A 14,515-nucleotide genomic window follows, 5' to 3' on the forward strand; every position below is an offset into this window, starting at 1 on the left:
GTTATGCGGCCACAACGGGCCACGCGAAGCGCGCACAACAACATTCACCGGTCACAGTGCACAGTCTTTCGGCGTGGCCGACCGCAATCAACCCACTCTCGCTACGCAATTGGTTGACCTCAACTTAATTGTGGTCGGGTGCATCATCCACGCCGGCTTACCGCGCGAGGTCGGTCAGTTGGGCGTTTCGGACATCGGCGCTCTGGCCTTGGACGAGCAGGAAAAGCGCTGAACGCGCGTACAACTGCGCGGTGTCGTCGAGCGCGATCGCGTGCCCGGACCTCGCCACGACGAGGGCGCGGGTGATGGTGGCGAGTGCCTCACCGACCGCGACCTTGGTCCCGACTCGCTCTGTGATGCGGTGCCGCTCGTCGCCGGCCGCCTTCGCCTCGTCGGCGAGCCCATAGGCGTCGGCGCGCAACGCGTCGACACGTGGACGCCAGACCTGGCCGATTCGCCGTACCTGGGGATCCGGTGCACCGTCGAGTTCGTCGAGCACGGTCGCCGCCAGGCCGAAGTACTGCGGACGGGTGTCACCTGAGTTGGCGAGATCCTCTGTGCGCCAGTCTGTGAGCGATTGCGTGAGGATCACTTCGGACGATGGGACGAAGACCTCGTCGAGCGTCACCCGCTCGGTGCGGCTCCCGGCGACCGCACCGAGTTCGAGACGGGTCGCTCGGACCCGGTCACTGATCGGGACGAGGGCGGTGACCACGGTCTCGGTCGACGCTTCGACGGCGGCGACCGCGAGCACCGTGTTCAGTCCCCAACCGCTGACCCACGAGATCGTGCCGGTGAACGTCCAGCCACCGTATGTGCGCGAGGCGGCGATGTAGGAGCGCGGGTACCGCCGGACGTCGCTGATCGCCGCGCCCAGCAAGACGCGTCCGGCGAGCGCGTCGCGCGACAGGTCGGACAGTTCGGCACCCTTCTGGTAGGCCAGGGTCAGGCGTCTGACCATGGGTGCGTGTTGTGCCCACACCAGCCAGGTGTTGAAGCATGATCCGGCGATGATCTCGTGAAGCCGGCGGTCGCCCGCCGTCCCGATTGCCGCACCGCCGAACTCCGTAGGCGCGGAATGGTTGAACAGACCCAGGCCGGCGAGGTGGGTGAGCTGCGCGGAGCTGACGCCGTCGCGGTCGGTTTGCAGCGCGGCGGGGCGAAGCACGGCATCGGCGTGCGCCTTGACTCGTGTGATGAACGGGTTCGCGTCGCTGGCGGTCACCGCGTCTGCCGATGACGTCACGGTGGATTCGACGGAAGTCACTCATGTCCTATCTGTGTGCGTCGGCGGATTCGGGTGGACGGTTCCCAGTGCAAGAAATCTACCGCGGACGAAATCTGTTGATGTGCTTGTGATCAGCGTGAACCGAATCGGTGTATCGCCGGAGGTGTTCTGCTTTACTACTCGAAGTATCGGGGTGGCCGGTGCGTGCTCACGTCTCGACGCCGCTGTAGGTCTCGGCAGAGGGGATGAAGCTTGGCCGACATCGGTCTGACCGTCGCGGTATCCGCGCGGCGATCCGCCACCCGCCGGCCTCTTCTGAGCGCTCGGTGCCCACACGGAAAGGCATCACGCACGCATGTCCCACGGAACCTTCGAAACCACATACGCCGCGACCGACGCGCGATATGAGAACATCCCGTATCGGCGGTCTGGGCGGTCGGGTCTCGACCTGCCTGCCTTCTCGTTCGGGTTGTGGCAGAAGTTCGGCACCGACTATCCGTTCGAGACGCAACGTGAAATCATCCTGCATGCTTTCGATCTCGGCATCACCCATTTCGACAACGCCGACCGCTACGGTCCGCCGCATCGCGCTGCACAGCAGAACTTCGGAAGGGTGCTCGCCAAGGATCTGTCGAGGTACCGCGACGAGCTCATCCTCTCCACGAAGGCCGGCAACGCCATCGGCCCGAGTCCGTACCTCAAAGGCGGGTCACGCAAGTCGTTGTTGACGTCGCTCGATCACAGTCTGCGCGACCTCGGCACCGATTACGTCGACATCTTCTACAGCCACAGCCCTGATCTCTCGACACCGATCGACGAGACTGTCGGAGCACTGGTATCGGCGGTCAACCAGGGCAAGGCCCTCTACGTCGGCATCTCGAACTACACGCCGGACCGGGCGCACGAGGTGGCTGTGCTGCTCGCCGACGCCGGTGTGCCGCTGCTGATCCACCAGCCGCGGTATTCGATCTTCGATCGTCGCATCGAACAGAACGGCCTGCTGCAATTGGCGGCTGACGATGGTTTCGGGCTGGTCGTGTATTCGCCGCTGGCGCAGGGTCTGTTGACGAACAAGTACCTGGAGTCCATTCCGGCGGGTGCACGCGCGGTCAACAGCACCTTCCTCAAACCCGACGTGATCACCGATACCTATCGGCAGCGCACGTCCGAACTCAACAAGATCGCCGAGTCGCGTGGCCAATCACTGGCCCAGCTCGCGCTGCAGTGGGTGTTGAGGAACCCGACTGTGACCTCGGCGCTGGTGGGCGCGAGCTCGACGTGGCAGCTCGATCACAATGTCAAGGCGCTCGACTTCCCGGAGTTCACCGAAGAGGAGCTGGCCCTCATCGACGAGCATGGCGTGCACGGAACCGGATTGAGCCTGTGACCATGCCGAAACTGGTGCTGAACTCAGTGATCCGGCCCATCGGATTCACCCAGGGCGGCTGGCGGCACCCGGACGCCACACCGCAGCGCGCGCTCGACCTGAGCTATTACCAGGAGTACGCGCGGATCTCGGCGGATGGGCGCGGGTGCACAGAAATTCGACCAGGCGCCGTGGAGCTGTTCGGCCAAGGTGTCGTATTCGATCACGGTGAATCGAAGCAGTGACGGCGTGCTTCCGACTGAATTGAATGAATCACGATGTGGTCGACCGCTGCGCGCGTGCGCTTCGAACTTGCCTAGGAATATTGTGAAAAAGACTGTAAGACAGGCATTGATGATGTTGGTCGGCGTCATTCTCGTCGCCGGCACCGCTGCCTGTAGTGAATCGACCGATGTAGCCGGGCCTCCGGGGGACGTTTCCGACCCGAACAATCCCGTTTACTTCAAGTACGCCGACAACCCCAGTTTCGACCTCGTATACCTCGCCGACAGGCTGGGGTACTTCGAGAAAGCGGGTATCAAACCGAAGTACGTAGGTGCGGTGGATGCCAATCAGTTGATCCCGCTTACCGATACCGGCGACCTCGACTTCTCGACTCGGATGGCGTCGCTCACCATCTCGGCGATCAACGGTGGCGCCGATCTGAAGATCATCGCGGCATCTAACCGAACCCTGCCCGACGCACCGCACATGAACTACTTCGTGCGCAAGGACTCCGGGATCACCCGCGACAGCTTGGACAAGCTCGAGGGCAAGACGATCGCGATGAACGGGTTCGGTGCCTGCGCAGAATACGTCACCAAGCAGTATCTGACGTCCAAAGGAGTGGATGTCAACGCGATCAACTGGGTGCCGACGCCGGATGCCCAGTCCGAGCAGGCGGTGGAGACGGGAGGCGCTGACCTGGCCATCATCCACGCACCGTTCTCCGGGCACGCGCTCAACAATCCCCGATTGGTAAGCCTGTTCAGCGATTTCGACCTCGATGGCGGCGCGAGCGGTAGCCAGCCCTACACCGGCAACGGCGAGTTCATTCGGAGATACCCGGCGCAAACCGAGGAGTTCGTCAAGATCCTGGGCAAGACCCAGAGTTGGGTGAACCGCAATCCGGACCAGGCGCGCCAGTTCATCGCCGACCGCGTCGGACAGGACGTCAAGGACATCACCCGCTACGCCTACGTCAACAACGCGATCATCGATCGACAGCAGATCCAGTACTGGATCGACACTCTGGAAAAGTTCGGCCAACTCCCAGAGGGCAAATTGACCGCCGACGACGTCGCCACCAACAAATACAACCCCTACAGCGACAGTGACGAGTTGATCGACACCCAGGCCGACAACCAGGTCGATCTGACCGAACTGGCTAAGGGTGAAAAGTGACCCTGTCAGAAGACGGGATCATCGCCACCACCGATACACCCGCCGGCTCAGTACCGTCCGGCAAGATCGTGGCACACCAGGTGCGAAAGACCTTCCCGCCTCGCAAAACCGGCCGGCTGCGGTCCGACGAACTCACCGTGCTGACGGATTTCGAGCTCGCCATCCCGGACGGCGAATTTCTCGCGCTGCTCGGGCCGAGCGGTTGTGGGAAGTCGACCTTCCTCAACATCCTTGCCGGACTCGAGACGCTGTCGGGCGGCGAGGTCCTCGTCAGCGGTGAGCCGCTGGCGGGGGTGAACAGAGACATCGGTGTGGTGTTCCAGGGATACGCGCTATATCCATGGCGCTCGGTCCTCGCCAACGTCGAGGCGGGACTTGAGATTCGCGGCGTGGCGAAGGTCGAACGGAGACGGACGGCCACGCAACTACTGGACAAGGTCGGTCTCGGTGAGTTCCTGCACAGCTATCCCCACCAGCTCTCCGGAGGCATGCGCCAGCGAGTGGCCATCGTCCGCGCGCTGGCCTATGACCCAAGCGTCCTGGTGATGGACGAACCGTTCGCCGCGCTCGATGCCAACACGCGGGAGCTGCTTCAACTGGAGTTGCTGCGGATCTGGGGGCTGAGTCAGGCGGACGGCGCCAAGCGCAAAACGGTCCTGTTCGTCACGCATTCGGTCGACGAGGCGATCTTCCTCGCCGATCGCGTCGCGATCATGACCGCACGCCCCGGTCGCGTCAAGGCCACCATCGACATCGATCTGCCCCGACCGCGCACTGAAGAGATCCGCAACTCGCCCGAATTCGTCGAGATCCGCCGCACCGTGTCGGAGATCCTGCGTGCGGAGGTGCGTGGTGTCGCTTGATTCATCTCCCGCCGCGGTGCGAGATCACCGTCCGCTCGTGGGCACGCAGGCCGATATCCCGTCACAAGGCGTCACGCCAGCGGGGCCACCACGACGCCGGTTCCGTTGGAGCTCGGGTCTTTTCGTCAGCTCCGCGGTGGGATGGGCCGGGTTCATCCTCCTGTGGTATGTCCTCATCTGGGCCGGAGTCGTCAAGGAGCACTACCTGCCGCCGCCTCATGAGGTGGTGAAGGCCTTGGTGGAGGGGCTTCTCCCCGGCGGGGACATGCGCAGGCACGTTCTACCCAGCCTGCGTCGTTCGCTGGTGGGATTCGGCCTCGGCATCGTCATCGGCGTGACACTCGGCATCGCCATCGGGTGGTTCAAACCGTTCGAGAGAATCATCGACTCGGTACTGCAGTTCTTCCGCCAGCTCTCGGCCCTGGCACTGTTCCCGGTTTTCCTGCTGTTCTTCGGCCTGGGCGAGCCGTCGAAATACGCGATCGTGACCTGGGCGGCACTCTGGCCGATCCTGCTGACCACCATCGCCGCGGTGAAAGGTGTGGAGAAGCTCCAGATCGACGCGGCCAAGAGCATGGGCGCAAACAGCTGGTTCATATTCACGAAAGTGGTTCTTCCGGCGTCGATTCCACGCATACTGCCAGGAATTCGGCTGGGCGGCGCCTACGCGATCACGGTACTGGTTGCAGCGGAGATGGTAGGAGCGCCGGCCGGCCTTGGCATCTTCACCCTCACGATGCAGCAGACCTTCCGGATTCCGCAGATGTACGCGGGCATCTTGCTCCTCGGCCTCCTCGGCCTCGCCGTGAATTATCTACTGGTGCTGGTGGAACGGCGACTGACCGGCTGGCAGGAGGGGATCACGAATGGCTGAGCAGCCCTACGTCGTGCCTACCGGAGGTTGCGGGCCGGCGTGCCCGGCCCGGCCACCAGATTCTCCGGGACCCCGCCGTCGGCATAGACGCTGATCTGCCGCAGCGCGATCGCCCACGCCCGGTCCCAGGCCCCGCTGGTGCTCCCGCCAACGTGCGGAGTCAGCAGCAAGCCCGGTGCCGACCACAGCGGATGATCCTTCGGCAACGGCTCGGGATCGGTGACATCGAGTGCCGCACGCAGGCGCCCGGCATTCAGTTCCGCCAGCAACGCCTCGGTGTCGACGGCGGCACCCCGGCCCACGTTGACGACCACCGCACCATCGCGCAGCGCGGCGAGGAATTCGGCGTCGATGATGTGATAGGTGGATGCGTCGGCGGGCAGCATGGACACCACGACGTCGGCGCGCGGTAAAAGGCGCTCGACGGCGTCGTACGCGTGCACGCCGGGTCTGGCGCGGCGGCCGACCAGCGCCACGTCGGCGTCGAACGGTGCCAGTCGGGATGCGAGATTCACCGCCAAGTCGCCGGCACCCAGCACGACAACCCGTTTGCCGATCAAGGTCTCGGTGACCTTTGGCTGCCAAATGCCCTTGGACTGTTGCTCTGAGAAGAACGGCAGGTCGCGGTAGATGGCCAGGAGCGCGGCGACCACCCATTCTGCCGACGACCCGCCGTGCGCCCCGCGCGCGTTGGACAGCATGACGCCGTCGGGCAGGTGCGGCAGCCACTGGTCATATCCGGCGTTGAGAGTCTGCACGAGCCGCAGGTCGGGCAACTCTACGAATCGGGCACCAACAGCGGCGGCCGATTCGTAGCCGACCACGACGACCGTGGCGTCCGCGTGCCCGGCCGGCCACGGTTGGCCGGGCTCGTAGCGGATCGCCTCGAGATCTGTCGCGGTCTCCAGCACCTTGACCCCGAGGTCGTCTGGAACAAGGACTTTCACGGTTCTTCCTGACGGAGCGGTCACCAGCGGCCTCGATGCACGACCTCGTCGAAAGGACGACGATCGGGTTTTTCGATGGGCTTGAACGGCCGGTCGGCCGGATACCCGACGCCGAGAAGATAGGAGACGACGTGGTCGTCGGGCACTCCGAGGATCGTCCGCGCCTTGTCCTGGTCACCCACCGAGCAGTGCCCGGTGCCGATGCCGAGATCGGTCGCGGCGATGGTCATCGCCAGTGTGGCCTGCCCGAGGTCGTACTGGTCGATGAGTTTGGTGCGTTCGTCAGGTGGTTGCGGGACCACCAACGCGATCGCCGCGGGTGCCGACGCGATGTGGCCCGCGCCGCGCCACACCGTCGAGAGTTCCTGGAGTTGGGCGCGATCCGTGACGATGACGAAGTCCCAATGCTGGCGATTGGATGCCGACGGTGCCCGCCAGGCCGCCTCGACGATCCGGTCCAGATCATGGTCGGCTATCGGGTCCGGCAGGTAGGTTCGTACATTTCGCCTGGCGCGTATCGCATCCCACGTTTCCATTGCGTCCTCCGTAGTGTGGTGTTATCGCGGATTCTTCTCGCCCGCCTCGACGGCGACCGTCAGCCGGTTCTCGGCGGGCGCCACCGGGCACGTCGCGTAGTCGGTGAACGCGCACGGCAGATTCGAAGCCCGGTTGAAGTCGAGTTCCACGGTCCCATATGCATCAGGCGGGGCGATCGACAGCGATCTGGCCGCGGGATACGTCGTCACCCCGCTGGTGGCATCGGTGAACAGAACTTGCAGGTCGCCAAATGGGCGACCGAACGCGACAACTCGGTGGGCCGCACCCTCCAGCTCGAAATCGATGACACCGACGGCGTTGTGATGATGCTCGAGCCCTTCCACCACGGCGCCGGTGGTGACCGTCTGCGACTGCGGATACGGCGTGAAGGTGCCGGTGGCCTGCCAGCGCGGGCTCGGCGGGTAAGTCGGAATGCCCCGGTAGGACTGCAGATGTGGCGACTTCGGGTCGTGGACCCGCAACGCGACCGATCCGGTGCGGCGGATCACCTCGATGCGGCGGTCGCCGGCCTCGACGAGAAGACCCGGGGCGCCCTCGACCGGCTCGAGTCGGTCGGTGCCCTCGAGCCCTTCGACGAACACCGCATCGGCGTCGGCGCGCCAGCGACCGGGGAGGTCGGCAACCTCGTCGAATTCATCGGTGAGCCAGTACAAACCGGTCAGGCTGACCCAACCGAGTGGATCGCCGTAATAGCGTTCGCGCTCGGCATGCCAGTCTTCCCAGGCGGTCTCGAATGTCGTTGCTGCTGTCATGATTGGTACGCACCTTCCTTCACGTGGTGTTGTGCGGCCAGGGGCCGGCTGGGGATCTTCTCGCGGAGCACCGGTGCGACGTCGGACTGAAACAACTCGAGACTGCGTCGTTTCTGGGCTGTGGTAACCCCGACGGTATCGGCGCTCAGATGGATCACCTCATGGCCCAGCTGTTCGTGGTAGCGCCCCACCTTGTCGATCACCTGCTGCGGACTGCCGACGAGCGCTGAGCTCCGGTCGATGAAGTCTTCGATCGATTCGAACACCACCGGAAGCCCGGCGCGCCGCGCGAAGGCCAACCGGGTCTCGAACACGGGCCGGTACTCGTCGGCGGCCTGCTGCGATGTCGGCGCGATGTGAAAGCCTGCGGTCCCTGCCCCGACGAGTGCGTCCTCGGGGTTGTGACCGTAGGACTCCCATCGCCTGCGGTAGTGACGTACGAGTTCGGCATAGGGCTCGATCGGGTAGGTGACGTTGGCCGAGAAGAGGGGATCACCGTGGCGCGCAGCGAGGTCGACCGAATCCCGGCTGGTGGCGCTGCCGTGCCAGATACGGATCTTGCGCTGCAGCGGCCTGGGAAGTGCCTTCGCGTCGGCAAGCGGGGGACGGAACCGGCCCGACCACGTCACGTGCTCGCTGTCCCACAACGCGCGGAACAACTCGTAGCCCTCACGGTTACGGTCCCACTGATCGGCGGTGGTCACCTGGAACAGTTCGGCTTGTGCTGCGCCGTTGCCTTTCCCGATGATCAGTTCGAGCCGCCCGCCGGACAAGTTGTCCAGCGTGGAGTAGTCCTCGAAAGCGCGCACCGGGTCGAGCAGGCTCAACGTCGTCACCGCGGTGAACAAGCCGATCGTCGATGTGCGCGCCGCGATATTGCTCAGCACGACCGGCGGAGAAGACGAGATGAACGGATCCTCATGACGCTCACCGACCGCGAACCCGTCGAAACCCAGTTCTTCGGCGAGCACCGCGGCGTCGACGACATCGCGTAGCCGTTCCGCCGGGCTCTTCTTTTCGCCGGTGACCGGGTCGGGGTGATGCGCAATCAAGGTGAGAAGCAGGAACTTCACGGATAACCTCCCGCTACCGGGAATCGCATGACCATGTGCGATTCAACGCCTGCGGCGGCGTCTTAGTCCCGCAGCGGCGAAGTGCCGAATGCGAACAGCGCTCGTCACTTGTTGGTCAATCCCCGCTGCCAGCCGGTGAGGCGCCATTCGATGCCGGTCATGACGGCATTGACGAGCACGCCGATCAACCCGAGGGCGAGGATACCTGCGTACATCTGCGGGGTCTGATAGCGAAGCGCCGCGTTGTTGATGTAGATACCGATGCCCTGGGCGCCGCCGACGAGCTCGGCGGCGACGAGGGCGGTGAAGGCGTTGGCCGAGGCCAGCCGGATGCCCGGGAAGATCGCGGGAATCGCGGCGGGCAGGATGACATGAACGAACGTGTACCAGCGGCCCGCGCCGAGCGCGCGGGCCGAGTTCAACAGTTGCCTTTCCACGCCACCGACCGCGCCGACGGCGTTGACGAAGATCGGCCAGAAGCACGCCCAGACGACGATGGCGACCTTGGATTCCTCGCCGATTCCCAGGAACACCACGAACACCGGCAGCAGCGCCAGCAGGGAGAGGTTGCGGAAGAACAACAGGACCGGTTCGGCGAGCGTTTGGAAGAATTTGAACGATCCCACGACGATGCCGAGCCCGATGCCCGCCACCAGTGCGATCGTGAATCCGATCAACGCCCGCTGCACGCTGGGCCAGATCTCCGAGCTCAAGGTGCCGTCCACAAGGCCGTCGAGGAAAGCCTTGAATGTGTCCTGCGGGGTGGCCAGATACATGTCGCTGACGTAGCCGGTCGCCACGACCAGCCACCAGATGACCAGGAACGCCGCCAACCCGATCGCCCCGCCGACAAACCTGCCGTACTTGGCCAGCCACGGACTGGGCGTCTCGATGGCGTCGTCTTGGTCCCGTGTGCTCACCGGCTCGTCATGAATCGTTGCCAATTCGCGCCTCCTTCTCCAAGATTCGCGACACTCGCGCCCGGATGTGGGCGAACTCCTCCGAATTGCGCACGTCGTTGTCGCGCGGCCGCGGCAGGTCGACGTCCACCAGGGTCTTCACCGTTCCCGGCGCCTGGGTCATGACGGCGATGCGGTCGGACAGGAAGATCGCCTCGTCGATCGAGTGGGTGACGAACAGGATCGTCTTCTTCCTCACGCCGGCCTCCCAGATCCGCAGCAACTCGCTTTGCAGGAACTCGCGGGTCTGGGCATCCAAGGCCGCGAACGGCTCGTCGAACACCAGGATCTCGGGGTCATAGGCGAGCACACGTGCGATCGCGACGCGCTGACGCATGCCGCCGGACAGTTGATGTGGGAGCCGGTTCGCGGCGGCTTCCAGACCCACGGTTCGCAGCACCGCGGCGGCCCGTTCACGTCGTTCGGCCTTCGGTACCCCGCGAATCCTCAGGCCGGCTTCGACGTTCTTCTGCGCTGTAAGCCAGGGGAATAACCCGTAACCCTGAAATACGACACCGACAGTCTTGTTGACGCCGTCGACTTTTCGGCCGTCGACGAGGACGGTGCCCTTGTTGTAGGTTTCCAGGCCCGCAAGGATGTTGAGGAATGTGGATTTGCCGCAACCACTCGGCCCGAGCAGCGAGACGAACTCACCGCTCTTGATCTTGAGGTCGAACCCCTCGAGAACAGTGGTGGATTCCATGGCCGATCGCGAACGAAGTTTCGGGTAGCGCTTGGTGATTCGCTTGGCTTCGATCTTCCAGGTCGAGTCGACCGGCTGCGGGACAGTCGGTTCGGTACCTGGTCCGGCGAGGACGTGCTGGGTCATGTCAGGTGACTTTCCTAGAAGGGATCACTTCTGGTCTTCGAGCCCCGAGATGTCGACCAGGTGCGTCTTGAAGACCCCGTTGTTCTGCTCCTGGTCGAGGATTGTGGTGTTGTGGTCCTGCGTCTCCAGAAGATCGGCGGACTTCGCATAGGGGTTGAAGGCGTTGGTCGCGATGTCTTCGGGCTTCAGCTTTTCCGATCCCGGCAGTGGTTCGCCCACTTCTTCGACGAGATCCCACCACAACTGCAGGCTGGCCTTGTCGAGAAGCGCGTTGGGCGCGTAGTGCCAGTTGGTGGTTTGTTCGACGGGGTATCCGGTTGTCTTGCCTGCGATCTCGGCGGATTCCTTGGGATGGGCGTTGGCCCAGTTCGCCGTCTTAGCGATGATGCCGACGAGCTCACGAGCGGCCTCGGGGTGCTTCTGCAGCCACGCGTTGCTCGCGACATATGGGGCCTGGCCGCCCAGCGGCCCCCAGTCATCAAAGGAGGTGAAAGCCTGGGTGAACTTGTCGGGCTGGCTCAGCAGAACTCCGACCAACGGTGGGTGGAACACACCGAGGTCGACTTCACCGCGTTCGATCGCCGGGGCGATGAGTTCATTCTTGAGTTGCAGGAATTTGACCTTGCCGAGGTCGACGCCGTTCTTCTTCAAGTAGCGCTTGATCACCAGGTCGGTGCAGCTGTTGAAGTCCGATAGGCCAATGGTCTTGCCCTCGATGGCTTTCAGATTACTTTTCGTGATGTCCGAGCCGGCTTTGGTGAAGTAGGCCATATGAGGCTCGTCGGGGAGATCGAGCATGCTCGATGCGATCGCGGTGAACTTGAAGCCCTTCACCTTGCCGTCGATGTCGTTGTTGAACATGCCGGTCGCGATATCGATGGCGTTCTGATCGAGCAATTGCACGGCGGGAACCGCGGTCGCCGGCCCGACGTATTCCGGGCGGACACCGGCGTTCTCGAAATACCCCAACTCGTCTGCTATTCGGACCAGCGACAGTTCGGTTGTCGATTTGGCGAATCGGAACTTCACCACGCCGTCGTCATTCTTACCGCTGCAGCCGGACAGCAGCACAGGGGTGACAAGGGCAGCTGCCCCCAGCGCGATCGCCGATTTGCTGAATAGGCGCTTGATTCCGGATATCACGCGCGCACCTCCGCTGTACTGTGACCGCCGATCGGGACTATGCGGCCAATGCAATTGCGACGCTAAACTTCCCGGCAATTGCCAGCTACGGATTTATTCAGCGTGAGCGCAGCTGTGCCGGCCGAACCGCCGGCGATGAGCCGGATATCAAGCGCTGCCAGGCGAACTGTTTCCGCGAAGGTCTCGGACAAGCTCGGCGAGGTCAGCGCGCTGGATGGCAGCCGGATCGTTGCACACCGCGCGCAAGTGCCCGTACACCTCGAGGGTGATCAGCCCGTGGATGCGGCCCCACACTCGCAAGGTGAGCGCGGCCAGCGCCGGCGAGGCGTCGGGTATCTCGGCGCGCACCTTCGCCACATAGTCGGGCGGGAACTGGGACCACCTCGCGGTCCTGGACAGGTCCGGGTGTGCGGGCGAAACCTCTTCTGCGACCAGACGGTTGAGCCCACCGCAGATGCGTCGAGCCGCTCGCACTCCTGGCCCGTCGAGTGGCGGTACGTAGCCGGGAACAGGGTCGCCGTAGATGAGTCGGAACTCGGCGGGATGGGTCGTTGCCCACTTACGCAGGGCAATACCCCAAGCAACGAGCCGCGAGCCGCCGCTCCGCTGACTGTCCCGGGCGCTCTCAAGCGTGTGCGCCAGGTCGGTGGTGATGTCATCGACCAGCGCGGTGATCAGGTCATCGCGGGTGGGGAAGTAGGTGTAGATGGCTCGGGCAGTCATGCCCATTTCGGCTGCGATCCCACGCAGTGAGATGCCACCGGCGCCGTATCCGGTCAGCTGTTGCAGGGCGATCGCCTTGATCTCCCCGGAGGTCTCGGCGCGGAGACGCTCGCGCCGTGTCACTGGTTTCGGTCGGCTGGTCGGCACCCGCTGATCCTAGCCGTGACATAAAGAAGCTGCGATGCAGAAGTACACGGCGTGTACTAGCGTGATGGGTGAAAGGAGCTCGTATGATCATCAGCGCCCAGCGTTTCAGCTTCAAACCCGGCGTCTGCGAGAACGACAAATCTCGGGCTTTGGCGGCGGTAGCCGCTCTGGCAGAGGCGGAGCCGGTCGAGTTCGCTTTCGTCGGAAGGGATCTTGGTGATCCCGCCGGCGGTTTCACCCACGGTTTCAGCATCGGGCTCGCCGATCTCGATGCGCTGGAACGCTACTTCGACCATCCACTCCACGCGGCCGCGGACCGGGCTTTGCTGCCGCTATTGCAGAAGACGGTCGGCACCGGACTCTCCGACGACGATGATGCCGATCTGAGAGCGAAGATTGTCGAACTGCATCAGCGCAGGGTGCAACGTGATCCGGAGTACGTCGCGCTCCTGAGTGCGATCCCCGAGATCGCACTACTTCACCAAACGCGGTCGGTGAAGTAGTGGCCTCCGCCTATCTCATTCACATCGATCCGATCGGTGGATACGGCAACCCGGACGGTATGGCGCAGTACGCCCAACGTGTCCGGGAGATCGTTGAAGCGTTTGGTGGCACCTACCGCCTCAGGCACCGGGAAATCCGTGTCCTGGAGGGCCCTTGGGACCGAGACTATATGACGCTCATCGAGTTTCCTTCGATGAGCCGCTTGATGGAGTTCTACGAGTCCGAGGAGTATCGGCCGTGGCTGGAGCTTCGGAAGAACGCGGGCGAAGGGGATCTCATCGCCGCCGAAGGCTGATACCCGGTCATGAAACCGTGGGCGGCCGCCCAATCAATAGTTGATCGCACCCAGCAAGCCACCGCCTGCGGCGACCGCGTCCCCGGTGATGCTCACGCTGCGCGGCGAGGCAAGGAAGGCAACGACGTCAGCCACCTCGGCCGCTTCGACCACCCGCCCGATCGCGTTGTTCGCGATGCGCTTCTCGTATTCACCGATCGCCAGGCCAGCCTTCTCCGCGGCCGCCAGATAGTCCAGTGACTTGCTCTCCGTGCGGGTCTGGCCCGGGTGTACGACGGTGACGTTGATCCCGTGCGGCCCAAGTTCGTCGGCAAGGTTCTTCGTCAGCGCAGCGACGCTGACGTTGCGAATGCTGCGTACGATCGAGTGCGTCTGTCGGTAGCCCAGGCCGCTGATGTTGATGATCCGTCCCCAGCCCTGATCGATCAGATGTGGGGCCACTGCCCGCGCGGTCCGCAGATAGCCGACGACTTTGACGTTGACGTCGCCCCAGAAAGCCTCGTCGGTCGTACCTGCCAGGCCGGGGAATGCCGAGCCGATCGCCTGGTTGGACGCGTTGTTCACCAGGATGTCCACGCCGCCGAGTTCGGCGACGGCATGAGCCACCAGCGCCTTGACCGATTCGTCGTCGCCGGCGTCGGCGACGACCGGAATGGCGCGCCTGCCGCTGCGTTCGGCGACTTCGGCAGCGGCTTTCTCCAATGGGTCCCGGGTGCGTGCGGCGAGTACGACGTCGACTCCCTCGGCCGCCAGTGCGTGGGCGATGGCAAGCCCGATTCCCTTGCTGCCGCCGGTGATGATCGCCCGCTTGTCGGTCAGTCGCAGATCCATCTCATGTCTCCTTGTGTGG

17 protein-coding genes are annotated in these 14,515 nt (G+C 63.9%); 7 read left to right on the top strand and 10 right to left on the bottom strand.

Annotation, left to right across the window (positions count from 1 at the left end):
• Positions 1–157 precede the first annotated feature (157 nt).
• Entirely contained in the window at positions 158–1,267 is a 1,110-nt protein-coding gene (locus AWC31_RS01310; protein WP_085142040.1) for an acyl-CoA dehydrogenase family protein, read from the bottom strand.
• Between the two features lie 316 nt (positions 1,268–1,583).
• Here AWC31_RS01310 and AWC31_RS01315 point away from each other — a divergent pair, with 316 nt between their 5' ends.
• The 5 genes from AWC31_RS01315 to AWC31_RS01335 all read left to right on the top strand — a co-directional run bounded on the left by AWC31_RS01315 (position 1,584) and on the right by AWC31_RS01335 (position 5,735).
• Complete coding sequence (locus tag AWC31_RS01315; protein WP_085142041.1) at positions 1,584–2,615, top strand: aldo/keto reductase; 1,032 nt, start codon at positions 1,584–1,586, stop codon at positions 2,613–2,615.
• 2 nt (positions 2,616–2,617) lie between these two features.
• Positions 2,618–2,839, top strand: coding sequence for a hypothetical protein (locus AWC31_RS01320; RefSeq protein ID WP_133060060.1), 222 nt, complete (start codon positions 2,618–2,620; stop codon positions 2,837–2,839).
• Positions 2,840–2,921: 82 nt separating this feature from the next.
• The gene (locus AWC31_RS01325; RefSeq protein WP_207626271.1) at positions 2,922–3,998 is read left to right on the top strand and encodes an ABC transporter substrate-binding protein; all 1,077 of its coding nucleotides are present in this window, start codon (positions 2,922–2,924) and stop codon (positions 3,996–3,998) included.
• Positions 3,995–4,861, top strand: a complete 867-nt coding sequence (locus AWC31_RS01330) for an ABC transporter ATP-binding protein (protein WP_234816671.1) — start codon at positions 3,995–3,997, stop codon at positions 4,859–4,861. Before AWC31_RS01325 ends, AWC31_RS01330 begins: the two co-directional genes overlap by 4 nt.
• 37 nt (positions 4,862–4,898) lie before the next feature.
• On the top strand, positions 4,899–5,735 hold the full coding sequence (locus AWC31_RS01335; protein ID WP_207626272.1) for an ABC transporter permease: 837 nt from the start codon (positions 4,899–4,901) through the stop codon (positions 5,733–5,735).
• Positions 5,736–5,752: 17 nt separating this feature from the next.
• On the opposite strand, the gene AWC31_RS01340 is transcribed toward AWC31_RS01335, so the two are convergent.
• From AWC31_RS01340 to AWC31_RS01375, 8 genes are all read right to left on the bottom strand, one after another.
• A complete protein-coding gene (locus tag AWC31_RS01340) occupies positions 5,753–6,682 on the bottom strand; it encodes a 2-hydroxyacid dehydrogenase (protein WP_207626273.1) in 930 nt (309 codons plus the stop codon).
• Between the two features lie 20 nt (positions 6,683–6,702).
• The gene (locus tag AWC31_RS01345; protein WP_085142049.1) at positions 6,703–7,218 is read right to left on the bottom strand and encodes a nitroreductase family protein; all 516 of its coding nucleotides are present in this window, start codon (positions 7,216–7,218) and stop codon (positions 6,703–6,705) included.
• A gap of 21 nt (positions 7,219–7,239) precedes the next feature.
• Positions 7,240–7,992, bottom strand: coding sequence for a DUF1684 domain-containing protein (locus tag AWC31_RS01350; protein WP_085142051.1), 753 nt, complete (start codon positions 7,990–7,992; stop codon positions 7,240–7,242).
• Positions 7,989–9,065, bottom strand: coding sequence for an LLM class flavin-dependent oxidoreductase (locus AWC31_RS01355; RefSeq protein ID WP_085142053.1), 1,077 nt, complete (start codon positions 9,063–9,065; stop codon positions 7,989–7,991). The genes AWC31_RS01350 and AWC31_RS01355 overlap by 4 nt, the downstream gene beginning before the upstream one ends.
• Before the next feature lie 104 nt (positions 9,066–9,169).
• Positions 9,170–10,009: an ABC transporter permease gene (locus AWC31_RS01360; RefSeq protein ID WP_234816672.1), complete on the bottom strand. Its 840-nt coding sequence runs from the start codon at positions 10,007–10,009 to the stop codon at positions 9,170–9,172.
• The gene (locus tag AWC31_RS01365; RefSeq protein ID WP_085142057.1) at positions 9,993–10,853 is read right to left on the bottom strand and encodes an ABC transporter ATP-binding protein; all 861 of its coding nucleotides are present in this window, start codon (positions 10,851–10,853) and stop codon (positions 9,993–9,995) included. Before AWC31_RS01365 ends, AWC31_RS01360 begins: the two co-directional genes overlap by 17 nt.
• A gap of 24 nt (positions 10,854–10,877) precedes the next feature.
• Positions 10,878–11,996, bottom strand: a complete 1,119-nt coding sequence (locus AWC31_RS01370) for an ABC transporter substrate-binding protein (RefSeq protein WP_234816673.1) — start codon at positions 11,994–11,996, stop codon at positions 10,878–10,880.
• A 147-nt stretch (positions 11,997–12,143) separates the two neighbouring features.
• Positions 12,144–12,866 carry a TetR/AcrR family transcriptional regulator gene (locus AWC31_RS01375; RefSeq protein WP_234816674.1) on the bottom strand — a complete coding sequence of 241 codons (723 nt, stop codon included), beginning with the start codon at positions 12,864–12,866 and terminating at the stop codon, positions 12,144–12,146.
• Positions 12,867–12,949: 83 nt separating this feature from the next.
• Here AWC31_RS01375 and AWC31_RS01380 point away from each other — a divergent pair, with 83 nt between their 5' ends.
• The gene (locus AWC31_RS01380) at positions 12,950–13,369 is read left to right on the top strand and encodes a Dabb family protein (protein WP_085142061.1); all 420 of its coding nucleotides are present in this window, start codon (positions 12,950–12,952) and stop codon (positions 13,367–13,369) included.
• The gene (locus AWC31_RS01385; protein ID WP_085142063.1) at positions 13,369–13,665 is read left to right on the top strand and encodes a DUF1330 domain-containing protein; all 297 of its coding nucleotides are present in this window, start codon (positions 13,369–13,371) and stop codon (positions 13,663–13,665) included. The genes AWC31_RS01380 and AWC31_RS01385 overlap by 1 nt, the downstream gene beginning before the upstream one ends.
• Before the next feature lie 33 nt (positions 13,666–13,698).
• Here the strand turns inward: AWC31_RS01385 and AWC31_RS01390 are convergent, their stop codons facing one another.
• On the bottom strand, positions 13,699–14,496 hold the full coding sequence (locus AWC31_RS01390; protein ID WP_085142065.1) for an SDR family NAD(P)-dependent oxidoreductase: 798 nt from the start codon (positions 14,494–14,496) through the stop codon (positions 13,699–13,701).
• Between the last annotated feature and the right edge of the window lie 19 nt (positions 14,497–14,515).

This window comes from Mycolicibacterium wolinskyi, assembly GCF_002101965.1.
Lineage (GTDB): Bacteria > Actinomycetota > Actinomycetes > Mycobacteriales > Mycobacteriaceae > Mycobacterium > Mycobacterium wolinskyi.